At 64.5% G+C, this 23657-nt stretch carries 20 protein-coding genes and 1 pseudogene; 13 read left to right on the top strand and 8 right to left on the bottom strand.

The genetic code is table 11. The annotated features are described in order from the left end of the window. The first annotated feature begins 51 nt into the window (after nucleotides 1–51). The gene (gene obgE / locus CH285_RS07005) at nucleotides 52–1503 is read left to right on the top strand and encodes a GTPase ObgE (RefSeq protein ID WP_032368196.1); all 1452 of its coding nucleotides are present in this window, start codon (nucleotides 52–54) and stop codon (nucleotides 1501–1503) included. Between the two features lie 62 nt (nucleotides 1504–1565). Then, nucleotides 1566–2645, top strand: coding sequence for a glutamate 5-kinase (proB, locus tag CH285_RS07010; protein ID WP_370878787.1), 1080 nt, complete (start codon nucleotides 1566–1568; stop codon nucleotides 2643–2645). On the opposite strand, the gene CH285_RS07015 is transcribed toward proB, so the two are convergent. The 5 genes and pseudogenes from CH285_RS07015 to CH285_RS07030 form a co-directional block, all read right to left on the bottom strand. Next, nucleotides 2618–3436 (bottom strand): Sir2 family NAD-dependent protein deacetylase, encoded by an 819-nt coding sequence (locus CH285_RS07015; protein WP_094644396.1) that lies wholly within the window; start codon nucleotides 3434–3436, stop codon nucleotides 2618–2620. The genes proB and CH285_RS07015 overlap by 28 nt on opposite strands. A 154-nt stretch (nucleotides 3437–3590) precedes the next feature. After that, nucleotides 3591–3989 (bottom strand): ectoine synthase, encoded by a 399-nt coding sequence (locus tag CH285_RS07020; RefSeq protein WP_027497550.1) that lies wholly within the window; start codon nucleotides 3987–3989, stop codon nucleotides 3591–3593. Between the two features lie 38 nt (nucleotides 3990–4027). Further along, nucleotides 4028–5305, bottom strand: a complete 1278-nt coding sequence (gene ectB, locus CH285_RS07025; protein WP_045841368.1) for a diaminobutyrate--2-oxoglutarate transaminase — start codon at nucleotides 5303–5305, stop codon at nucleotides 4028–4030. Nucleotides 5306–5353: 48 nt separating this feature from the next. After that, nucleotides 5354–5926: pseudogene (gene ectA, locus CH285_RS28280) on the bottom strand (diaminobutyrate acetyltransferase); the annotation flags it as partial. A gap of 104 nt (nucleotides 5927–6030) precedes the next feature. Then, on the bottom strand, nucleotides 6031–8148 hold the full coding sequence (locus CH285_RS07030) for a RecQ family ATP-dependent DNA helicase (RefSeq protein WP_032370223.1): 2118 nt from the start codon (nucleotides 8146–8148) through the stop codon (nucleotides 6031–6033). Nucleotides 8149–8193: 45 nt separating this feature from the next. On the opposite strand from CH285_RS07030, the gene CH285_RS07035 reads away from it, so the two are divergent. Further along, entirely contained in the window at nucleotides 8194–8607 is a 414-nt protein-coding gene (locus CH285_RS07035) for a CrcB family protein (RefSeq protein ID WP_080729203.1), read from the top strand. Further along, a complete protein-coding gene (crcB, locus tag CH285_RS07040; RefSeq protein WP_032370224.1) occupies nucleotides 8604–8978 on the top strand; it encodes a fluoride efflux transporter CrcB in 375 nt (124 codons plus the stop codon). The genes CH285_RS07035 and crcB overlap by 4 nt, the downstream gene beginning before the upstream one ends. A 19-nt stretch (nucleotides 8979–8997) precedes the next feature. Here the strand turns inward: crcB and CH285_RS07045 are convergent, their stop codons facing one another. From CH285_RS07045 to CH285_RS07055, 3 genes are read right to left on the bottom strand one after another with little or no spacing between them, the layout of a single operon-like run. After that, nucleotides 8998–9402: a VOC family protein gene (locus tag CH285_RS07045; protein ID WP_027497546.1), complete on the bottom strand. Its 405-nt coding sequence runs from the start codon at nucleotides 9400–9402 to the stop codon at nucleotides 8998–9000. A gap of 9 nt (nucleotides 9403–9411) precedes the next feature. Then, nucleotides 9412–9882, bottom strand: a complete 471-nt coding sequence (locus CH285_RS07050; RefSeq protein WP_032368193.1) for a helix-turn-helix transcriptional regulator — start codon at nucleotides 9880–9882, stop codon at nucleotides 9412–9414. Continuing rightward, a complete protein-coding gene (locus CH285_RS07055; RefSeq protein ID WP_072692169.1) occupies nucleotides 9879–10766 on the bottom strand; it encodes a ribokinase in 888 nt (295 codons plus the stop codon). Before CH285_RS07055 ends, CH285_RS07050 begins: the two co-directional genes overlap by 4 nt. Nucleotides 10767–10871: 105 nt before the next feature. Here CH285_RS07055 and CH285_RS07060 point away from each other — a divergent pair, with 105 nt between their 5' ends. The 9 genes from CH285_RS07060 to CH285_RS07100 all read left to right on the top strand — a co-directional run bounded on the left by CH285_RS07060 (nucleotide 10872) and on the right by CH285_RS07100 (nucleotide 23654). After that, entirely contained in the window at nucleotides 10872–12137 is a 1266-nt protein-coding gene (locus tag CH285_RS07060) for an aspartate aminotransferase family protein (protein ID WP_032370377.1), read from the top strand. Further along, a complete protein-coding gene (locus CH285_RS07065) occupies nucleotides 12134–15046 on the top strand; it encodes an FAD-binding and (Fe-S)-binding domain-containing protein (RefSeq protein ID WP_080729204.1) in 2913 nt (970 codons plus the stop codon). Before CH285_RS07060 ends, CH285_RS07065 begins: the two co-directional genes overlap by 4 nt. Then, a complete protein-coding gene (locus CH285_RS07070) occupies nucleotides 15043–16518 on the top strand; it encodes an NAD-dependent succinate-semialdehyde dehydrogenase (RefSeq protein ID WP_032368192.1) in 1476 nt (491 codons plus the stop codon). Before CH285_RS07065 ends, CH285_RS07070 begins: the two co-directional genes overlap by 4 nt. A gap of 14 nt (nucleotides 16519–16532) precedes the next feature. Further along, nucleotides 16533–17246 carry a GntR family transcriptional regulator gene (locus CH285_RS07075; protein WP_228139238.1) on the top strand — a complete coding sequence of 238 codons (714 nt, stop codon included), beginning with the start codon at nucleotides 16533–16535 and terminating at the stop codon, nucleotides 17244–17246. A gap of 221 nt (nucleotides 17247–17467) precedes the next feature. Beyond that, a complete protein-coding gene (locus tag CH285_RS07080; RefSeq protein WP_032370380.1) occupies nucleotides 17468–18646 on the top strand; it encodes a M24 family metallopeptidase in 1179 nt (392 codons plus the stop codon). Nucleotides 18647–18649: 3 nt separating this feature from the next. Beyond that, the gene (locus CH285_RS07085; protein ID WP_228139237.1) at nucleotides 18650–19963 is read left to right on the top strand and encodes an aminotransferase-like domain-containing protein; all 1314 of its coding nucleotides are present in this window, start codon (nucleotides 18650–18652) and stop codon (nucleotides 19961–19963) included. Continuing rightward, nucleotides 19960–21156: a M20 family metallopeptidase gene (locus CH285_RS07090; protein ID WP_094644315.1), complete on the top strand. Its 1197-nt coding sequence runs from the start codon at nucleotides 19960–19962 to the stop codon at nucleotides 21154–21156. Before CH285_RS07085 ends, CH285_RS07090 begins: the two co-directional genes overlap by 4 nt. Before the next feature lie 111 nt (nucleotides 21157–21267). Continuing rightward, the gene (locus tag CH285_RS07095; protein ID WP_051365181.1) at nucleotides 21268–22698 is read left to right on the top strand and encodes an MFS transporter; all 1431 of its coding nucleotides are present in this window, start codon (nucleotides 21268–21270) and stop codon (nucleotides 22696–22698) included. Continuing rightward, a complete protein-coding gene (locus CH285_RS07100) occupies nucleotides 22698–23654 on the top strand; it encodes a D-2-hydroxyacid dehydrogenase (RefSeq protein ID WP_094644314.1) in 957 nt (318 codons plus the stop codon). The genes CH285_RS07095 and CH285_RS07100 overlap by 1 nt, the downstream gene beginning before the upstream one ends. The last annotated feature ends 3 nt before the right edge of the window (nucleotides 23655–23657 follow it).

The following is a 23657-nucleotide window of genomic DNA, read 5'->3' on the forward strand; positions in this document are numbered from 1 at the left end:
CCTATCGCTTTTTTCACCCCGTTTTTCTTCCAGAAAGGATCGAAGACAGCTATGTCACGATTCATCGACCGCGTGGTGCTGCACGTCAGCGCCGGCAAAGGTGGCAACGGCTGCTCTTCGGTTCACCGCGAGAAGTTCAAGCCTCTCGGCGGCCCGGACGGCGGCAACGGCGGTCAGGGTGGCGGAGTCATCTTCGTCGTCGACAGCAACGTCCACACATTGCTCGACTTCCACTTCTCCAGTCATGCGAAGGCCGGCAACGGAACTCAGGGCATGGGCGGAAACCGTGAAGGGGCCAACGGAGAGGACCTGATTCTCAAGGTCCCCGACGGCACCGTCGTGCTCGACAAGAAGGGCAACGTCCTCGCCGACATGATCGGTGAGGGAACGCGTTTCGACGCCGCTCCCGGCGGGCGCGGCGGGCTCGGCAACGCAGCACTGGCGTCCAAGGCTCGTCGAGCGCCCGGTTTCGCTCTGCTCGGCGAAGAGGGCATCGAACGCGAACTCGTCCTCGAACTCAAGTCCGTCGCCGACGTCGGCCTCGTCGGATTCCCGTCGGCCGGTAAGTCCTCGTTGGTTTCGGTTCTTTCCGCAGCGAAGCCGAAGATCGCCGACTACCCGTTCACCACACTGGTGCCCAACCTCGGTGTCGTCTCCAGTGGAGACACCACGTTCACCGTCGCCGACGTCCCCGGACTGATCCCCGGCGCGAGTCAGGGCCGCGGTCTCGGACTGGACTTTCTGCGTCACCTCGAGCGATGCGCTGTGCTCGCACACGTAGTCGATTGCGCGACACTGGATCCGGGCCGTGACCCGATCTCCGACGTCGACGCTCTCGAAGCGGAGCTGGCGGCCTACAAGCCGGCCCTGTCCGGTGATGCCAGCCTCGGTGATCTCGCCGACCGGCCCCGCATCGTCGTACTGAACAAGGCAGACATTCCCGAGGGTGCCGAGCTCGCCGAGATGGTCACCGCGGAATTCGAGTCTCGCGGCTGGCCGGTGTTCACCATCTCCGCAGTGACGCGCGCCGGTCTCAAGCCTCTGACGTTCGCGTTGGCGAAGCTCGTCGAGGATTACCGCACAGCTCACCCGGCACCGGAGCCGCGGCGTCAGGTGCTGCGTCCCGTCGCACGAAACGACGACAGCTTCAAGGTCGTCAAGGATCCGGACATCCCGGACGGCTTCATCGTGCGCGGTACCCGTCCGGAACGGTGGGTGCGCCAGACGCAGTTCACCAATGACGAGGCTGTCGGCTACCTCGCGGACCGCCTCGCGCGGCTCGGCGTGGAGGATGCACTGATCAAGGCGGGCGCTCAGCCGGGCGCGTCGGTCACCATCGGCGACGTGTCCTTCGATTGGGAACCGCAGACCCCGGCCGGTGTCGAGATCACGATGACCGGTCGCGGCACCGATGCTCGACTCGATCAGGTCGAGCGCATCGGTGCCTCCGAGCGCAAGCATGCCCGTCAGGTTCGCCGCGGGCTCGATACCGAACAGGAGTAGACGAGGTGTCGGTGCGTGAATCCGATTCGCCCGCAGAGGCTCTCACCGATACCCGTCGTACGATCGCCGACGCCAAGCGCATCGTGGTCAAGATCGGATCCTCGGCGCTCACCAGCCTCGATGCCGGTCTCGATCTGGCTCGACTGGACCTGTTGGCCGACGCCATCGAGTCGCGGATGCGTAGCGGCACCGACGTGGTCGTCGTCTCGTCGGGCGCGATCGGTGCAGGCATGGCACCACTCGGTCTCACCAGACGCCCGCGTGACCTCGCAACGAAGCAGGCTGCGGCGAGCGTAGGGCAGCTTGCTCTGGTCAACGCCTGGAGTTCGTCGTTCCACCGGTACGGCCGCACGGTCGGGCAGGTGTTGCTGACCGCCGAGGACATCGCGCGGCGAACCAATCACCGTAATGCGCAGCGCACCTTGGATCGGCTACGGTCGCTCGGCGCAGTAGCGATCGTCAACGAGAACGACACCGTGGCCACCGCCGAGATTCGGTTCGGTGACAACGATCGGTTGGCGGCACTCGTGGCACACCTCGTCGGTGCCGACGCGCTGTTCCTGCTCTCGGATGTGGATGGGCTGTACGACGGTGACCCGCGTAAGGGTTCGGCCACGTTGATCCCCGAGGTGACCAGCCCGGAGGATCTGGACGGCGTCGTCGCCGGGTCCGGGGGAGCGCTCGGTACCGGCGGTATGGCCTCCAAACTCTCTGCTGCGCGCCTGGCGGCCGACGCCGGGGTTCCGGTGCTGCTGGCCGCGGCATCCGATGCTGCTCACGCTCTGACGACGTCCGCAGTGGGCACCGCCTTCGCGGCGCGCCCGACGCGGTTGTCGGCACGAAAGTTCTGGGTGCGGCATGCGGCCGACGCGGCAGGTGAGCTACACCTCGATGCCGGCGCCGTGCGAGCAGTCGTCGAGCGGCGCAGGTCGTTGTTGTCTGCGGGGATCACGGCCGTGTCCGGTTCTTTTCACGGCGGAGACGTCGTCTCTCTCGTCGATACCGACGGTGTACTGGTGGCCCGTGGGGTCGTCGCCTACGACTCCGGGGAGTTGTCCGGAATGCTCGGGCGGTCCACGGGGGAGTTGGCCGCGGAGCTACAGCGTCCGGTGGTTCACGCGGACGATCTCGTCCGCGCCTGATCGGACGCGTCGGCCAGCGCAGTCGCTGTTTCCGAACAGCCGGTGTGCAGTGTGAGAGAGGCAAATTCGTCGCCACGGGTAAAACCCCGATTGACGATGACAACGGGCGTGCCGGTCTTGAACGCGTGTCTGACGAATCGCAGGCCCGACATCACGGTCAGCGAGGACCCCAGCACCAGCAGTGCGTCGCTGCGGTCGACGAGGTCGAAGGCCTCGGCCACGCGCGGTTTGGGGACACTCTCTCCGAAATAGACGATGTCGGGTTTGAGTATGCCGGAACAGTATTCGCAATCGACCATCCGAAAATGCGCGGTGGACGAGATGATCGCGTCGGCATCGGGTGCGATCTCGACGCCCTCGGCCGGAGCAACGGATTCGACGAAGCCCGGGTTGGCTCGATCCAAGCGTCCGGCCAACTCGAACCTCGATACCAACCGCTCGCAGTTCAGGCAGCGCACGCGGGCGTAGACACCGTGGAGATCGATGACGTTGCGGCTGGCGGCTTTGGTGTGCAGCATGTCGACGTTCTGGGTGATGATGCCGGTGACGACTCCTGCGCGTTCGAGACGGGTCAGGGCTCGGTGGCCGTCGTTGGGCACTGCCGCGTCCATGTGTCGCCAACCCACGTGATTACGCGCCCAGTAGTGCCTTCTGAACTCGGCATCACCGATGAACTGCTGAAAAGTCATCGGATTGCGCGGTGGTGACTTCGGACCCCGATAGTCCGGAATTCCGGAGTCGGTCGACATGCCGGCACCGGTGAGCACTGCAACAGTTCTTCCGTCCAGCATCGAAAGCAATTGCCGATACGTTTCCGCGGGCGCGGTCGGAGCATTCACCTCGTCCAGGATAGCGAAGAGTCGTGTCACGCATCGACCGACAACGACGACACCGGGCCCGCACCGACAATGCGTCGATACGGGCCCGGTGTTGTGAAGAGATGCGTTACGCAGGTACCTCGACGAGGGGGTACACGCCGTTTTCGTCGTGCGTCTCGTTGCCGACGACCGGCGGGTTGAACACACACAGCATGCGCATTGTCGTGCGCGGCTCCACGGTGTGACGCTCGTGCCCGTTGAGCAGGTACATCGACCCCGGTCCGAGCTCGTACGTCTGTCCGGTCTCGCGATCGGTCAGCGTTCCCTCACCCTCGATGAGCCACACCGCTTCGACGTGATTCGCGTAGTGGAAGTTGTTCACCGTTCCGGGCTGGATGGTGGTCTCGTGGAACGAGAAGCCGACCTTGTCACCGCCCAGAATGATTCTCTTGCTGCGCCAGTTGCCGTCCTCGCTCGAGATGTCGCGGTCGGTTCCGGTGATTTCTTCGGTGGTGCGAACGATCATGCGATGTCTCCTTCGATGTCCGTGTGTGCTGGGCGCGGCTAGGACAGAACCTTCGCCACTGCACTTTCGATGATGTCCAGGCCGCGGTCGAGCTCGTCGATCGTTGTGGTCAACGGGGGAAGAAGCTTGACGACCTCGTCCTTGGGGCCCGCGGTCTCGACGAGCAGACGCTCGTCGTAGCACAGCTGAGACACCTTGCCGGCCAACTCCGCGTCGTCGAACACCAAGGCTTGGACCATGCCTCGACCGCGAGTCGAGATGCCGTCGAACTTGGCGCACAACTTCATGAACCGATCCTGGATGTGCTCGCCCTTGGCGAGGGTTTCCTTCTCGAACTTGTCGTCGGACCAGTAGTGGTCGATGGCTGCCTTTGCCGTGACGAACGACGGGTTGAAGCCGCGGAAGGTGCCGTTGTGCTCACCCGGTGCCCAGACGTCCAGCTCGGGCTTGAACAGTGTCAGCGCCAGCGGCATGCCGTAGCCGCCGATGGACTTCGACAGGGTGACGATGTCCGGGGTGATGCCGGCTTCCTCGAACGAGAAGAACTGGCCGGTGCGGCCGCAGCCCATCTGCACGTCGTCGACGATCAGCAGAATTTCGCGTCGCGAGCACAGTTCGGCCAACGCGCGCAACCACTCCGGTCGTGCGACGTTGATTCCGCCCTCGCCCTGAATGGTCTCTACGATCACCGCGGCCGGTCGGTTGAATCCACTGCCCGAGTCGTCGAGAACGCGCTCGAACCACTGGAAATCCTCGGTGACGCCGCCGAAGTAGTTGTCGTACGGCATCGGGGTGGTGTGCACCAATGGAATTCCGGCGCCAGCTCGCTTCATCGAGTTGCCGGTGACCGACAACGCGCCGAGTGTCATGCCGTGGAATGCGTTGGTGAAGTTGATGATCGCTTCGCGCCCGGTGACCTTGCGAGCGAGTTTGAGCGCTGCCTCGACGGTGTTGGTGCCCGTCGGACCGGGGAACTGAACCTTGTAGTCCAAGCCGCGGGGGTCGAGGATGTTCTTCTTGAACGACTCGAGGAACTCACGCTTGGCGACGGTGGACATGTCGAGTCCGTGGGTGATGCCATCGCTGGTGATGTAGTCCACCAACGCGCTCTTGATCATGTCGTTGTTGTGGCCGTAGTTGAGTGCGCCTGCGCCACCGAAGAAATCGAGGTAGTCGTTGCCGTTCTCGTCGGTGATGACCGAGTTCTTCGCTGTGGTGAATACGGCGGGCCACTGGCGACTGTAGCTACGCACGCCGGACTCGACGGTCTCGAATACGTCGGGCTTCTCTGTTGTCACTGTGTTCTTTTCGGTCATGTTCTGCTTGTTCCTTTCGTAATTCCGCGATGCGTCCGGGCCTACGGTGTAGAGCTCTTCTGCTTCGTGGCTATCAGGGAAATCGTTGGGCGCGAACAAATCCGACTTGACGATGTCGGTACCTCGCTTGCGTGCGAGGCTGGTGAAGGTTGCGATGGACGCTTCGTTGTCCGGGCTGATCGTGGTTTCGAGGTGCGTGATGCCCTGTGGCTCGAGGCGGTCGAGCAGCTCCATGAGCATGCGACCGGCAAGTCCCTTGCCGCGCTGGTCCGCATCCACGGCGACCTGCCACACGAACAGCGTTCGAGGGGCGTCCTGGCGGATGTATCCGGTGACGAAACCGACTGCGCGGCCGTCGATGTCGGATACGACAGTGGTGGCCGCGAAATCTCGGCACCACAACACGTACGAGTAGCTGGAGTTCAGATCCAGAACTCGTGAATCTCTTGCGATCTCCCAGAGCCGGACTCCGTCGGAGATCTGTGGCTTACGAAACTTCACTGCGTCCGGCGCAGTGAGCGGGGTACCTCTCAGCAATGCAGGCTTCATAGGAAATACGACCGTAACAAGGAGGCGGGAGCATATCGAGTGCGTCGGAGAATCGACGCCCGAATCGGACATGCTTTGCCTGGTTAACCGCCGATTGTGATGGTGCTCACATATTTCAGGATCGGCTGGCGGTACCCACCTGGCGCGTTTTCAAACCCGCACGTTGTGCCGGAGCCCTACTTGGGCGTTGCCAATGCGAAGGGAAGGATCGCATCCGCTCCCGCAGCCTGCAGCGCGGCGGTGGCACACGTGAACGTCCAACCGGTGTCGGTGAGCAGATCGACGAGCAGAATCGGCCCGTCTACGGACGATACGTCCGGAACCTCCCACGAGTCCACCAGGCCGGCAACTCGGAAGGCCGAATTCGCGGCCGATACCGGGGGATGTCCGGGTCTGACCTGCATCACTCCCAGGTTCTCCAGCTTCCCGACGGTTGCCAGGCGCTCGGCTACCGAGCGCACCAGCAGCGGGTGGGTGGGGGAGTCGAGGGCCAGCACGGCGGTCGGGCGGTCGGCCCAGTCCCAGTTGGCCAGCACCGAGATGCAGGCCTTCTCCAGCGCCTCGGTGACGGGAGCGTCGGGTGCATCCAGCAGGGCTCGCAAGCGTCCACCCCACCCGAGGTCGGTGAGGCGGCCGAGAACGCGACCCGGTCGGTGCGGGTTGCCGATCTTGCCCGAGAGCGATACACCGAGCTTTTTCATCCCACTGGGCCACTGCTTTCGGGGCTGGAGATCGAGTCCGGGGCGATCGAGCCGGGCCCTCGCAGAGTCGACCGACGTGGCATCGACCGCGGACGAGAGATGCTCGCCCGTGCAGTTGTCGCATCGGCCGCAACGGTCGGACTCGGTGCCGGGTGCGCCGAGATCGGGGTCGTCGAGCTGCCGACGAAGAAATTCCATCCGGCACCCATCGGTGCTCTGGTAGTCGAGCATCGCCTGCTGCTCACGGTCCCTGGCTTGCTCGAGGCGTTCGTAGCGGCTCGCGTCGTACGTCCACGACTCACCGGTGGCCATCCAACCGCCACGGACGCGTCTGACGGCCCCGTCGACGTCCAGGACCTTGAGCACCATCTCGAGCCTGCTGCGATTGAGCTCGACCAGTGGCTCGAGAGCTTGGGTCGACTGAGCCTTGTCGGTATCGAGTGCCTCGATGACCTGTCGCACGAGATGTTCCCGCGGGAATGCGACGGAGGCGAAATAGCTCCAGATCTGCCGGTCCTCGTGGCCGGGGAGTAGTACGACGTCGGCGCGTTCGGTGGCGCGGCCGGCGCGACCGACCTGCTGGTAGTAGGAGATCGGCGAGGACGGTGCCCCCATGTGCACGACGAAGCCGAGGTCGGGTTTGTCGAACCCCATGCCGAGTGCGGAGGTCGCGACGAGCGCCTTGACCCGGTTTGCGAGTAGGTCGGCTTCGAGTGATTCGCGTTCGGTGGGGTCGGTCTGACCGGTGTACGACGCCACGACGTGGCCCTGGTCGGTGAGCAGCGCGGCGAGATCCTTGGCGGCCGAGACCGTCAGCGTGTAGATGATTCCGGAGCCCGGCAGGGTCTTCAGGTGATCGCCGAGCCACGCTGCGCGCTCGGTGGCGTTCTCGATCCGCACCACCGACATCCGTAGTGAGTCTCGTGCGAGTCCGCCGCGTAGGACCAGGGTGTCTCCGCCGCCGACCCCGAGTTGGGCGGCGACGTCGTCGACCACCCGGTCGTTCGCGGTCGCCGTGGTGGCCAGCACGGGTATGCCGTCGCGCAGTTCGGCGATGAGGGTTCGGATCCGCCGGTAGTCGGGCCGGAAATCATGTCCCCAATCGGAGACACAGTGGGCCTCGTCGACCACGACCAGGCCGGCGTCACCGGCCAACGACGGCAGCACCTGGTCGCGGAAGTCGGGATTGTTCAGGCGCTCCGGGCTGACCAACAGCACGTCGAGCTCACCCGAGTTCACCTGTTCATGGATCTCGTCCCACTCGGTCATGTTGCCCGAGTTGATGGTCGCCGCCCGCACCCCGGCGCGCTGCGCAGAGGCGACCTGGTTTCGCATCAACGCCAGCAGCGGCGACACGATGACCGTCGGTCCCAGACCCTGGGCGCGCAGTAGTTTCGCGGCGATGAAGTAGACAGCCGACTTACCCCAACCGGTCCGCTGGACCACCAACGCCCGCCGACGGTGCACGACCAGCGCCTCTATTGCCGTCCACTGGTCCTCGCGCAACACCGCATCGGGGCCGGCGAGCTCACGCAGCAGCCTTTCGGCGTCTTCGCGCAAGTTGCCTACGGTCGCGTGCGTCGCTGTCGTCATACTGTTCATCGTGCAGCATCGGTACGACAGAGAGCAGAGCCGGCGGTGAGCGACCCGGCATCGCATCGCAACCTCGCGGCCTTGGCAACGGTATTCGTCGGCGGCGCGGCAGGCACTGCTGCTCGCTATGCGATCGAGGAACGTCTCCCGCACACGACGTCGCAGTGGCCTCTCGCCACCTTCGGAATCAACATCGTCGGTGCGTTCGTGCTGGGGTTGCTGCTCGAGTCGCTGCTGCGCAGTGGTCCCGATACGGGTGGACGGCGTCGGCTCCGGTTGCTCGGCGGTTCGGGGTTCTGTGGCGCGTTCACCACGTACAGCACCTTCGCCCTCGAAACGGTCGAGGGTGTCCGGGGCGGATTCATCGGACTGGCGTCGGCATATGCCGTCGTCAGTGTGGTGTTGGGAGTTGTGGCGGCCGGAGCCGGAATCATGTTCGCCAACAGAGTGATCCGATGATCGCGGCCCTGGTGATCCTGGCCGGCGCGCTCGGGTCGGTCGCGCGATTCTTCGTCGATGCCGAGGTGAAGTCACGGCTGAGCTCGCGCACGAGCTTCCCGTGGGCAACCGTCGGTATCAACATCTCGGGCTCGTTCCTGCTCGGGTTGCTGGCCGGCTGGGTGATGCTGCGCGCCGGCTCCACCGATGCGCAGGCAGTTCTCGGAACCGGGTTCTGTGGGGGCTACACCACCTTCAGTACCTCAACCGTGGACACCGTGCGGTTACTGCAGCAGCGCCGTCGGGTCGACGCCGCCGTCAACGCGATCGGCACACTGGTGGCGTCCGTACTCGCGTGCGGTGGCGGTCTGGCGCTCGCCTCGGCTCTGTAGTCGAGGCGGGCGCCACACTTCAGGCTTGGCTGACGCGCACCATGTTTCCGGCCGGGTCACGGAACGCGGCATCGCGGGCACCCCAGGGCTGACTCGTCGGCTCCTGCAGTATCTCGCCCGTACCCGCCGCGCGGATCCGCTCGAACGCGGCGTCGAGGTCGTCGGCGCGGAACAGTAGTCCCGGCAACTCGCCCTTGGCCAGCAGCGCGGCGAGCTGATCGCCCAGTTCCCGAGAACGGCCCGCGTGCGGCTGCGACAACACGACCTCGATCTCGGGTTGTTCGCTGGTGGACAGCGTGATCCAGCGGTAGCCGTCGTTGGCCACCTCGCTCTTGACCTCGAGTCCGAGAGCGTCCCGGTAGAACGCAACCGAGGCATCGGGGTCGTCGGTGTAGACGTGAACGTGGCTCAGTGAAAGTGTCATTGATGAAGGCTAGGACGCCCCGGCCGCAGATGCTTCTTCGATTCTGCTCGGCTCGGTCACCGCCGCCGTCGGGGATGTGGGCCCTCGCATCGGGCGTCCGAGAACCATCGCGGTGCAGCTGGGTACGGCGTGGCTGCCACGATGATCGCGGGCGCGGTAGGCGCTCGGTGTCTCGCCCACGATCTCGGTGAATCTCGAGCTGAACGACCCGAGACTGGTACAGCCGACGGCGAAGCACGCCTCGGTGACCGTGACGTCTCCGCGTCGCAGCAGCGCTTTGGCGCGCTCGATCCGTCGTGTCATCAGATGCGCGTACGGCGTCTCGCCGTAGGCCTCCCGAAACCGGCGACTGAAATGTGCAGTGGACATCAGCGCGGTTCTGGCGAGTGACGGGACGTCGAGCGGTTTCGCGAAATCGCGATCCATTCGATCGCGTGCGCGGCGCAGCAGGCGGAGCTCGGTCGGGTCGTACGCACTCATCGCGCGTCCGCACCGCGGAGGGATTCGATCTGGGCCCTCGTTCCCGAGGACGCGCTCGCGCCGGCTCCCGTCGCAGCGAAAGCACCTGCGGCGACGGCCCATTGGATGGCAGCGCGGGGTCCGCTCGACCAGGATGCCGCGAGTGCTCCGGCGAATGCGTCACCCGCTCCGGTGGTGTCGACCGCCTCGACCTTCGGCGCGGGTACCTCGAACGATTCCGAGCCGCGATATCTCGCGCCTCGTGCGCCCAGCGTGGTGACCACATGTTCTATGTTCTTCACTCGACTCCCGATGCGCGCTTCCTCGGCCTCGTTGACCACCAGGACGTCGGTGGCCGCAACGAGAGCGTCGGGCAGATCCTGGACGGGGGACGGGTTGAGCATCGTCACGACGGCGCGGGAGTGTGCGTACTCGAACGCGGCGAGTACGGTCTCGAGGGGAATCTCCAACTGACACAGCAGGATATCGGCCTCGTCGATGATTGCCAGGTCGTCGTCGGTGAGCTCGTGTACACCGCCGTTGGCTCCGGCCACGACCACGATGCTGTTCTCGGCTCGGTCGTCGACGGTGATGGCGGCGATACCGGACGCTCCTGCTGCGGTTCGCAGAGCATGGTCGTCGACGCCTGCGCTGGTGAGGGTGTGCCGCAGTGTCGGCCCGAATTCGTCGTCCCCGACCGCCCCGACGAAGCTCACGCGAGCTCCCGACTTCGACGCCGCGATCGCCTGGTTGGCACCTTTGCCGCCGGGTGCGGTGTCGAACGAGGTCCCCAACACGGTTTCGCCCGGTTCGGGCAGGGCGGGGGTCCGAGTGATCAGGTCCATGTTGATGCTGCCCAGTACGACGATGCGCGGGCTGCTCGAGCGGGGGTTCGATGCGGACACGACCGAACCCTATCGCTCTCGGCTCGACCGAACGGGTCGATCCCGCCCGGAATTCACAATTGCAGATTGTTGACAATCCGGAATCGGTGGGTGACGATGGCGTCCATGACAGCGTCGACTCGCACCCACCTCAGCCCCGCACTCAAGCAGGCGACCCCGATCGTCGTCGACCACGGAAAGGGCAGCTGGATCATCGGGACCGACGGGCGCAAGTACCTCGACTTCACCACCGGCATCGGCGTCACCAGCACCGGTCACTGCCATCCCCGCGTGGTCGAGGCAGCTCGCGAACAGGTGGGCAAGATCATCCACGCCCAGTACACGACCGTCATGCATCAGCCTCTGCTCGCGCTGACCGACAAGCTCGGAGAAGTGTTGCCTGCCGGGTTGGACAGTGTGTTCTACGCGAACTCGGGATCCGAGGCAGTCGAGGCGTCGATCCGATTGGCGCGCATGGCAACCGGTCGACCGAACATCGTTGCATTCCACGGCGGCTTCCACGGGCGAACGGTGGCGGCTGCATCGCTCACCACGGCGGGAACCAAGTTCCGATCGGGATTCTCGCCGATCATGGGTGGGGTGCACATCGCACCGTTTCCGTATGCATTTCGGTACGGATGGGACATGGACACCGCAGTCGCCTTCGCGCTGAAGGAACTCGACTACCTGTTGATGACGATGTCCAGCCCCGCCGACACGGCTGCGTTCATCATCGAGCCGGTGCTGGGCGACGGCGGGTACCTGCCCACACCCCCTGCATTCCTCGAGGGCTTGCGCGAACGCGCCGACACCCACGGCATCGTCCTGATCGTCGACGAGGTGCAGGCCGGAGTCGGACGCACCGGAACGTTCTGGGGCCATCAGCACTCGTCGATCACTCCCGACATCCTCATCACCGCAAAAGGACTCGCCAGCGGGTTCCCGATCTCGGCGATCGCCGCATCGGCAGAGCTGATGGGGAAGGCATGGCCGGGGTCGCAAGGCGGAACCTACGGCGGCAACGCCGTCGCTGCCGCGGCGGGAGTCGCTACCCTCGACGTCGTGCGCGAGGAAGGTCTGGTCGACAACGCGGCAGCGCAGGGCCGAGTTCTCCTCGACGGCCTTCTCGCGCTGAAGGAACAGCACCCGGCCATCGGTGATGCTCGGGGACTCGGATTGATGCAGGCGCTCGAATTCGTCGACAGCTCGGGCAATCCCGACGCCGCCGCTGCTCTGCGGGTGCAACAGGGTGCCATCGACGAAGGGCTGCTGTTGCTCACCTGCGGTGCGCTCGGCAACGTGGTTCGTATCATCCCCGCACTGATCGTGAACGACGACGAGATGACGTTCGGACTCGACGCGTTGTCGCGGACATTGAAGAACGTCCTGTGACAGCAGCCCCTGTTCGTTCCGAGGTGCCCGCACTCGTACAGCGAGTACGAAGACTGGGCATCGACGTCGACGATTCGTCCCGACGGTTGGCCGAATACTCCTACGACGCGTCGAACTACCGAGTCCCGCCGGCCGCTGTCGTCTTTCCGCGCAGCGCCGACGAAGTGGCTACGGTCGTGTCGCTGTGTGCCGCCGCCGACGTTGTCGTCATCGGGCGTGGCGGCGGTACCTCCATGGCGGGCAACGCAATCGGCCGTGGAATCGTCCTCGACTTCTCGCGCCACATGAACCGGGTGCTCTCGGTCGACACCGAGTCCAGGACTGCCGTCGTCGAGCCCGGAATCGTCATCTCGGACTTGCAACGTCAGCTGGTGACGCGGACCGACGGTGCGTTCACCTTCGCGCCCGATCCGTCCAGCAAGACCCGCGCGACAGTGGGCGGAGCCGTCGGCAACGACGCGTGCGGTAACCACTCCGTGCGGTACGGACGCACCGCCGATCACACGGTGGCCATGGACGTGGTGACCGCCGACGGATACCTGCTGCGAGTCACCCGCACCGGTGTGCAGGCGCTGCGAACCCAGGACTCGGCGGCTGTCGCTGCAGCCGAACGTATCTCGAATGAGCTGCGCTCGCTGGTGTCGGACAATCTGGCCCTTCTACGGGTCGAGTTGGGTCGCATCCCGCGTCAGGTATCGGGATTCCACCTCTCGCATCTGTTGCCGGAGAACGGTTTCGACGTTGCCCGGGCCCTCGTCGGAAGCGAAGGTGCCTGCGCGGTGATCGTGTCGGTGACCGTCGCCGTCGTGCCCGTACCCCCAGCCGCACTGCTGCTGTGTCTCGGATACGACGACGTGGTGGCCGCCGCGGCGGACGTGACGACCATTCTCGAGTTCTCACCCGCCGCCGTCGAAGGAATCGACGACAACATCGCCGGCACGATGGAGTATCGCCGCGGACCGGACTCGGTACGAGGGCTCCCTGCAGGCAATGCCTGGTTGTACGTCGACCTCGACGGGGCCGACGCGACAGAGGTGCAGGACAAGGCATCTCGGTTGCTCGAGGCGCTCGGTCGGCTCGGGCGCGTCAAAGAGGGTCGTATCGTGACCGATGCGGCCGATCGCGCAGCGTTGTGGCGGGTGCGCGAGGACGGTGCTGGGCTGGCGACGCGCCTGGCGAGTGGAGTCGAGTCCTGGGGCGGTTGGGAAGACGCCGCCGTGGCACCGGAAAACCTGTCGGCGTATCTCGCGGACCTGAATTCGCTACTGGCCGAACACAATCTGACCGGAGTGATGTACGGCCACTTCGGTGCCGGCTGCATGCACGTACGGATCACCTTCGACCAACGCACCGACGCCGGACGACGAGTGATGTACGACTTCCTGCGCGCTGCCGCACGCGTCGTCGTCAAGCACGGCGGCAGTCTTTCGGGCGAGCACGGTGACGGCCGCGCGCGCTCGGAGTTGTTGCCGGTCATGTATTCCCCTCGCATGCTCGACGCCTTCTCCCGGTTCAAGCGCATCTGGGACCCCGCGGGAATCCTGAACCCAGGATCGATCACCGACCCCGAACCCCTGATGGACAACCTGATGCTTCAAGGCATTCCGGCCCGGGAGTGGAAGACCAGCTTCGATCTGCACCAGATAGGGTCGCGACCCGATCTGGACCCGTTCGTCCATGCCACCCAATCCTGTGTGGGCGTGGGGAAATGTCGAACGACAACCGGTGGCGTCATGTGCCCGAGCTACCGTGCGACGGGTGACGAGAAGGATTCGACGCGGGGCCGGGCGCGGGTGCTGCAGGAGATGGTGCGCAGTTCTCCGACGGTGGCCGACGGATGGGCATCGAAAGACGTTGCGGAGTCGCTCGATCTCTGCCTGTCGTGCAAGGCCTGCTCCTCGGACTGTCCCGTCGGCGTCGACATGGCCACGTACAAATCGGAGTTCCTCGACCATCACTACGCGAGGCGGCTGCGGCCACTGTCGCACTACTCGCTCGGGTGGTTGCCTCGATGGCTCGCGGTGACGAGGCGAACGGCACCGCTGCTCAATCGTCTGCTGACACCCCGGGTGTCGGCAGTGGCGGCACGTCTGGGTGGGCTGACCACCGAACGCGCACTGCCTCGGTTCGCGTCGTCGAAGGAACTGGCCGATGCCGTCCGAATCGGCGATGGCCGCGACGCCGATGTGGTGCTCGTCGTCGACACGTTCACACAAGGTTTTCGCCCCGAGGTCGCGGGTGCGGCACAACGCGTTCTCGAAGACTCCGGACGCACCACCGAATGCCGAACGGATGTGTGTTGCGGTTTGACGTGGATTTCCACGGGTCAGCTGAAGTCCGCTCGCAAGCAGCTGACGAAAGCCGTTGCGGCGCTGGACGACGGTACCGACAGGCCGATCGTCGTGACCGAACCGAGCTGTGCGGCCGCGTTCCGTAAGGACATGCCCGAACTGGTCCCCACGGACGCGGCGAGGAGGGTCGCGGCACGCGTCCAGAGCTTCGCCGGAGCGGTGATCGATCAAGCAAGCGCGGGCTGGCAGCCCTCGGGCGACATGCCGGCTGCGGTCACGGTGCAGACTCACTGCCACGAGTACGCCGTCTTCGGCGACGCAACGCAGCGCCGAGCCCTCGCCGCCGTGGGCGTCGAGTCGGTACGTGAGGCCACCGGATGTTGCGGTGTAGCAGGTAATTTCGGTTTCGAGAGTCGGCATTACGAGCTCAGCATGGATGTCGCCGAGCAGGCTCTCGCGCCCGCGTTGCGGGCCACCGAACCCGACACTCCTGTTCTGACCGACGGATTCAGCTGTCACATGCAGGTGCGCCAACTGACCGGTGACTCGGGCGACGATGCATCCGTACACCTGGCACAGATACTCGATCCACGTTCGACGAAAGGACCGCGGCCATGACCGCCAGCTCGACCACCAGCCTCACGCGTCCGCGCATCACCTCTCCCACAGACTGTTTCATCGGTGGTGAGTGGGTGCCGTCGGTATCGGACGCCCGATTCGATGTCGTGGACCCGGCCACGGGCGAGGTCATCGCCACGGTTGCGGACGGCGGTATCGCGGACGCAGAGAAAGCGCTCGCTGCAGCCGTCGACTCCGCGGCGGAGTGGGCGGCCACCGCACCGCGAGTGCGAAGCGACATACTGCGGACGGCATACGAGATGATCATGGCCCGCTCGGAGGAGCTCGCTGCGATCATCACCGCCGAGATGGGTAAACCGCTCGCCGACGCGCGCGGCGAGGTGGCGTATGGAGCCGAGTTCTTTCGCTGGTTCTCGGAGGAAGCGGTACGCATCTCGGGTGATCACACCCTGACCGGAGACGGGAAGAACCGCATCGTGGTCACCCGCGCGCCGGTCGGGCCCTGCATTCTCGTCACGCCGTGGAACTTCCCGCTGGCCATGGGAACTCGCAAGATCGGGCCTGCCCTTGCGGCAGGCTGCACCGTCGTGTTCAAGCCCGCCGAGCAGACGCCGCTGACCGCACTTGCGCTGGTACAGATTCTGCACGAGGCGGGGGTGCCTGCGGGCGTCGTCAACATCGTGCCGACCACCGATGCGTCGGGTGTCGTGGGGTCGTGGATGAGCAGCGGCGCTGCCCGCAAGATCAGCTTCACCGGATCCACGGCAGTGGGCAAGATTCTGCTCGAACAAGCGGCGGCGACGGTGATGCGGACGTCGATGGAGCTGGGCGGGAATGCACCCTTCGTGGTCATGGACGATGCAGATCTCGACCGCGCCGTCGACGGAGCCATGGTTGCCAAGATGCGCAACATGGGCGAAGCATGTACCGCAGCGAACCGGTTCTTCGTTCACCGCAGTGTGGCACAACGCTTTTCGGATGCTTTGGCCGACCGAATGGGCGCGCTGAGGGTGGGCGCGGGCGCTTCTCACGGGACCGAGGTGGGGCCGCTGATCGACGACGCAGGCCGGGGCAAGGTCCAGGCTCTGGTCGACGATGCTCTCGCGCGCGGTGCCCGCGCCGTCGTCGGTGGTGCGGCCCCGGACGGGCCGGGCTACTTCTACCCACCGACCGTCCTGACCGATGTCGATACCGAATCGGATCTGATGTCCCAGGAAATATTCGGACCGGTGGCCGCCATCGTTCCCTTCGACACCGAGGACGAGGTCGTCGCGCTGGCCAACGACACCGAATGGGGACTGGTCGGATACGTGTTCACCCAGGACATCGATCGGGCTCTGCGAATGGGGGAGCGCCTCGAGGTGGGCATGGTGGGGCTCAACACCGGGCTGGTGTCGAATCCGGCAGCCCCGTTCGGTGGTGTCAAACAATCGGGACTCGGCCGCGAGGGCGGGAAAGTCGGAATAGACGAGTTTCTGGAGTACAAATACTTCGCGATTCCCCGCAGCTGAGGAAGGTTCTGATCATGCCCGGTTCGAGACGCCTGACACCGATCGACGCACGCAACACGTCGATGGTGATCGCGGATCAGATTCGCGATCGCATCATCGACGGGTCCTACGCGCCCGGAGAACAGATCAACGAGGCGAATGTCGCGGCGGAGCTGGAGATTTCACGTGGCCCCGTGCGAGAGGCGTTGCAGCGTCTGAATCAGGAGGGACTGCTCGTCAGCTACCGCAACCGCGGTGTGTTCGTCGTCGAGCTCAGCAGCGGGGACGTCGCCGAGATCTACCAGTCGCGTGCAGCGATCGAGGTCGGTGCGGCATGGACTCTGGTACATGGAGATCGTGCGCAGCTGATCAAGACCGCAGACGAACTCTCGGCCATCGTGATGCAGATGCAGCCGTTCATCGATCGGGCGGATTGGCGTGGCCTCGCCGAACGCGACCTTGCCTTTCACACTGCCCTGGTAGCGGCCACGAGGAACAGTCGGATGTCGCGTATGTACGCCACGCTGGCGGCCGAGGCACGCATTTGCATGGCAAATCTCGAAACTGCTTACTACCGTCCCGAGGCTCTGGTCGAGGAACATCAGCTGATCGTCGATCTGCTGCTGGGATCGGATTGGGATGCGCTCGAGAAGGGCGTGCACGAACACATGGACACCGCCGTGCACGATCTGACGCGAGCCATGGTCGACGAACAGGCCGAGCAATCCGTACTCGCATCACCCGGGTAGAGCCTTCGGGCGCAACACAGCTTTAACACGGCAGCCCTTGCACCCCTCCGGCACCGGCGGATAGCCTGATTGTCAACAATCTACTAAAAGACCTCCCGAAGGGGGTGCCCGTGAACGCCTCATCCGACGATGCCTGCGTCACCGCAATCGGACCCGCGCAGACTCCAGGACGGGCTGCTCCCGGCCTGGCTCGCTACCCGGACGTACCGAACAGCACGCCCATCACGTTCACCGACGAGGAATACTCCGACCGGCTCGCAGCCGTCCGTCAGCGCATGGCGTCGCAGAACCTGACTGCGCTGATCGTCACCGACCCCGCGAATCTCTACTATCTGCTGGGCTACAACGCACTCTCGTTCTATACCCCGCAGATGTTGTACGTGCCGCTGGACGGCGAGCTGTACTTCTTCGCTCGCGAGATGGATGCCAACGGTGCGTTCCGTACGTCGTGGTTGCCGCAGGATCACACCTTCGGATACCCGGAGACGTTCGTTCAGCGCAGAGACACCCACCCGTTCGTCTGGGTAGCCGCCAAGCTACGAGAGTTGGGGCTGGTCAACAACTTCGAGCACGGTCAAGTGGGACTGGAGATGGACTCGTACTACTTCAGCCCCAAGGCCTTCGAAGCGCTCGTCAAATCGCTACCCGAGTACCGATTCACCGACTCGTACGAGTTGGTCAATTGGATCCGCGTGGTCAAGTCGCCGGCCGAGATCGCGTTGATGCGCGGCGCGGCGACGGTGTGCGAGGCCGCGATGTCTGCTGCGCACCACGCGATTTCGGTAGGGGAACGGCAGTGCGATGCCGCTGCCGCCATCATGAGCGCACAGGTACGCGGCACAGCCGACTTCGGCGGCGATCACCCAGCCATCGTGCCGATGCTGCCGACCGGGGCAGGAGCGGACACTCCGCATCTGACGTGGTCGGACCAACGGTTCGTCCGCGGCGAGACCACCGTCGTCGAACTGGCCGGGGTGTTCCGGCGGTACCACATTCCGATGGCTCGGACGATCGTGCTCGGCAAGCCGAGTCCGCGTCTGAAATACCTCGCGGAATCCACCGGTGAAGCGCTGAACGAGGTACTGGCAACGGTCCGCCCCGGGGTCACCGCAACCGAGCTGGCTCAGGTATGGAACACCAGCCTGGCCAAGCACGGCCTCCACAAACCCTCGCGCATCGGCTACTCGATCGGCGTCGCGTACGCCCCCGACTGGGGCGAGCGCACGGTGAGCCTCCGCACCGACGACGAGACCGTTCTGGCCGAGAACATGACCTTTCACATCATCGGCGGAATGTGGATGGACGACTACGGATACGAGGTGTCCGAAGCAGTCCGAGTCACCGACACCGGCGTCGAAACATTCACCGCATACCCCCGAGAACTACTGACGAAGGAGTGAGACATGACCACCTCCACCGCAGGCTCCACTCCTGCAATTTCGGGTCGTTCCGCAGGCTCCACTCCTGCCATTTCGGGTCGTTCCGCAGGCTCCACTCCTGCCATTCCCTGGGCCCTGCGCACCGACCAACTGGTGGGATCGGTGATCGACTCGTCGACATCGCTTCTCGCCGCCCAGAAACACGACATCGTCAGGTTCGCGATGGGATCTCCTGCAGCCGAGACGGTTCCGGCTGCCGCGTTCACCGAGATCGCCGGCAGTGTGCTCACAGCGGACGCCTTCGATTACGGTGCCACCGAGGGTGATCCGGGTCTGCTCGACGCGTTGTTGGCGTATCTCGAGTCCGTCGGCGAACCCACGTCCGAGGATCGGGTCGTCATCACCTCGGGCGGCATGCAGGGTCTCGACATCGCCTGCAAGCTGTTCGTCGATCCCGGTGATCTGGTCATCGTCGAAAGTCCCACGTACACCAACGGAACTGCCACCGTGCTGAGCTACGGCGGCGATATTCTCGAGGCACCGATGGACAGTGACGGTCTCATCGTCGAGGCGTTACCCGAACTCGTCGAGCGAACCGGGCGTCTACCGAAGATGATCTACGTGATTCCCAACTTTCAGAATCCGTCCGGGGTCACGCTCTCGCTCGAGCGTCGACTGTTGTTGATCGAGTTGGCACACCGATGGGGTTCGGTGATTCTCGACGACGATCCTTATGGCCTGCTGCGTTTCTCGGGGGACCCGATCCCGAGTTTCGGGGCGCTGAGTCCGAACGATCCGCTGATCTTCTCGGTGCGGACCTTCTCGAAGATGATCGCTCCCGGTCTGCGCGTGGGGTGGGTGGATGCGGCCCCCGAAGCGCGTCGGTTGATCGTCAACGCCAAGCAGGCGATGGACACCTGTACGAATCTTCCGGCCCAGAGGATGGTGGCCGAGTACATCCGGCGCGGGCTGCTCGAGGAGCACCTGCGGTCGCTGGCTGCGGTGTACTTACCGCGAAAGATGGCAATGCAGAACAGCATTGCGACACACTTCGGTGACGCGATGTCCACCACGGATCCCGACGGGGGCTTCTTTCTGTGGGCGACGTTGCGCGGAAACGATCACGATTTCTCGACGCAGGATCTGTTCGAAACCGCACTGGCCGAAGGAGTTGCCTACATTCCAGGACCGGCGTTGTCGGTGGGCGGCAAGTTTCACGATTCGCTACGGCTGTGCTTCGCCTCGTCGGCACCCGAGCGCATCGAGGAAGGCATCAGGCGGTTGGCCGTCGCGGTGGAAAAATCGAAGCATCTGCTCGCCTCCGACCCCACGCGATGACCGTTCCTAGTGTCCAGCAGTCTCTGCTCGACGCCGTCGACGAGAACGAGATCGTCTCTCTCACAGCCTCGTTGATCGAGGCGGGCGGTGAAAATCCGGGCGACACCGAAGAAAAGTGCGCGAAAATACTCGCGGAGCGATGTCGCGCACTGGGATTCGACGTTCGCACGATCGAGGTCGCTCCCGGCAGACCGAACGTGATCGCCTCGATCGGACCCGATGACACCCCCGGGGTCCTGTTCGTCGGCCACTCCGACGTCGTTCCGGCGGGCACGGGCTGGACGACGGATCCGTTCACCGCGGTCGTACGAGAGGGGCGCATGGTCGGACGGGGAGCATGCGACATGAAGGGCGGAGTGGCCGCAGTGGTGGCCGCTATGGATGCGGTGAACCGTGCCGGTCTTGCAGATCGCTTCCCGATGACGTTGGCGTGTCTGGTGGACGAGGAAGACACGGGCTTGGGTATTCGAGCATTCGTGGCCGACCCGGGACCCCGTCGTTTCCAGTGTTGCGTGGTGGCCGAGCCGACGGACCTGGTGACCATCGTCGGTTGCCGAGGAGCCGCGAATATCGAGATCGACGTGCGCGGGCGTTCGGCTCATGCAGGTCGTCCGCGAAACGGTGCCAATGCGATATCCGCTGCCGCCCGCATCGTCGCCGTCATCGAGGACTGGCAGATCGAATTGGACGAGGATCCACACGCCGAACTCGGTCCCGCTACCTGGAACGTGGGCACCGTGACAGGAGGCACCGGTACGTCGATGGTTGCCGACCGGTGCGTGCTCACGGTCGACCGTCGGCTGCTACCCGGTGAGAGCGCTGCGGAGGTGGTGGACGACCTGCGTTCGCGGATCGACGCGGCAGGTATCACTGGTTCGGGAATCCAGGTGCAACTCGAGGTGTCGATGGAAATGCCGGGCTTTCTGACCGCTGCGGATGACGGATTGGTCACCACTGCAATGCAATCGGTTCGCGACATCGGATCTGCCGGTTTCACTGACATCTGGACGGCTTCGTGCGATGGTGGTTTCGTGGCACAGCAGATGGGTATCCGCACCGTCGTGCTCGGTCCCGGGGAGATCGAAAACCAGGCGCACCGGCCGGACGAGTCCGTCGCCGTGCAGCAATTGACCGACAGCGCAAAGGCGTACGCGTTGATCGCCACCAGAATCGCTGCGCCACCTGGTCTTTAGTTTTCCAAGAGGGGGTTGTTCGAGACGTGCGTCCGGCGTCGACGTAAAGTCGGACGCTGCGAAGTACCAAACCGACGCTCCACGTTGTCATAAAGCGAGAGGTATTGGACCGTGACCGAAACTTCAGGGTCGGCAGCTTCGCCGACCGGATATCCGCCGAGTACCGACACACTCAGCGCGAACGAAACGAAAATTCTGCATCGCGCGATCGGCGGGTCCGCACTGGGCAACGCCGTGGAGTGGTTCGACTACGCGGTGTACGGCTACCTCGCCGTCTACATCGCCGCCAACTTCTTTCCGTCGGACGACGGTGGAGCGAGCCTGCTCTCCACGTTCGCCGTGCTGGCCGCGTCGTTCATCATTCGCCCCATCGGCGGCATCGTGCTCGGCCCGCTCGGCGACCGCATCGGTCGTCAGAAGGTCCTCGTCCTGACCGTCTCGATGATGACGTTGGCCACGGCGGCGATCGGTGTGCTGCCGACGTTCGACACCATCGGTATCGCAGCGCCGTTGCTGTTGCTCGTCTGCCGACTGGTGCAGGGCTTCTCCACCGGCGGTGAGTACGGCGGCGCAGCAGTGTTCATGGCCGAGTACGCGCCCGACAAGCGCCGCGGATTCTTCGGGTCGTTCCTCGAATTCGGCACCCTCGCAGGCACGGTGGGCGGTGCCACCCTGTGCACCCTGCTCAACGTCGGGCTCGGAGACGAGACCATGGAGGCCTGGGGCTGGCGAATTCCGTTCCTGGTGACGCTCCCGCTGGGCATCGTCGCGTTGTGGCTGCGGACCCGGCTCGAGGATTCTCCTGTGTTCGCCGAGGCCAAGGAAGACGGCGGCACGGTCGAAGAAGGTGCAGGTGGAGCAGTCACCTCCCTCAAGGCCACCCTGACGTACTGGCAGCGAATCCTGATTCTGATGGGATTCGTGTTGCTGCTCAACATCGCGTACTACACGGTGCTCACGTTCTTGCCCTCGTACCTCAGCGACACGTTGGGGCACAGCACGACTCAGTCGAACTTCACTCTCGTGGCCATCATGATCATCATGATGTTGATCATCAACCCCATCGGCGCTCTGTCCGACCGGGTGGGCCGAAAGCCGTTGCTGCTGGTCGCCTGTGTGGGGTACTTCGTCTTCAGCGTCCCGCTGTTTCTGCTGATCATCAACACCGGCCTGATCGGCCAGAGCATCGGCCTGCTCGGTCTCGGCGTGTTGCTGGTCATCATGTGCTCTTGCGTGTCGTCGACGCTGCCCGCACTGTTTCCCACCCAGGTGCGCTACGGAGCGTTCGCCATCGGATACAACGTCTCGACGGCGCTCTTCGGCGGCACGGCACCGCTGATTCTGACGTTCCTGATCGACCGAACGGGTTCCAACTTGATCCCGGGTTGGTACATGATGATCGCAGCTGCCATCGCGTTCGTTCCGATCCTGTTGATGCCAGAGACCGCGGGCCGGTCGTTGCGCGGCACCCAGTGCCCCGGTGACAACGACGACGAGGTCGCTGCGTCCGGCGTCGAGCTCGTCGGATACAAGTCGAAGTAGTGCGTCCGGTTCTGGCCGTTCTGCATGCCGGCGACCTTCCCGACGGACTCGAGTCCGTCGCGGAGGTCGCCGACATCAGATATGCCACCGCCGACACGCTCGCCGAGGCCGTCGACGGTGCCGAAGCCCTGCTGCTGTGGGATTTCTTCTCGCCCGCAGTCGAATCCGCATGGCCGCGGTGCGGTTCGCTGAAGTGGATCCATATCGCCGCTGCCGGCGTGGACTCGTTGTTGTTCGACGAACTGGTGGAATCCGATGTGGTCGTGACCAATTCGCGTGGAGTGTTCGACCGACCTATCGCGGAGTTCGTGCTGGCTCAGATCCTCGCGTTCGCCAAGGACTCCGAACGTTCGCGCACACTGCAGCATTCGAAGATGTGGCAGCATCGCGAGACCGAACGCATCGATGGCGCACACGTGATGATCGTGGGCACCGGAGCAATCGGTCGTGCCATCGCGACTCTGCTGAGTGCTGTGGGAATGTCGGTCTCCGGCGTGGGTCGAACAGCGCGAGGCGGCGACGGAGACTTCGGCACCGTGTACGCCAGTGATGATCTGGTGGACGAAGTAGGGCGGGCCGACTACCTGGTTCTGGTTGCCCCGCTGACCGAACAGACGAGGGGCCTGGTCGACGATTCCGTGTTGGCCGCGATGAAGCCCGGATCCAGGGTGATCAACGTCGGTCGCGGCGAGCTACTCGACACCGATGCCCTGCTCAAACATCTCGATTCGGGACACCTCGCCGGGGCTGCGCTCGACGTCTTCGAGACCGAGCCGCTCCCGGCCGACCACCCGCTGTGGGCGGCCGAGAACGTGGTCGTCACTCCGCACATGAGCGGGGACGCGTCGGGGTGGAAGAGTCGTCTCGCCGACGTCTTCGTCGACAACGCGCAGCGATACTTCCGCGGCGAACAGCTGCGCAACGTCGTCGACAAGAAGCTCGGTTTCGTGGTGTGACCG

The organism is Rhodococcus sp. 05-2256-B1, from assembly GCF_002258465.1.
Classification (GTDB): domain Bacteria; phylum Actinomycetota; class Actinomycetes; order Mycobacteriales; family Mycobacteriaceae; genus Rhodococcoides; species Rhodococcoides fascians.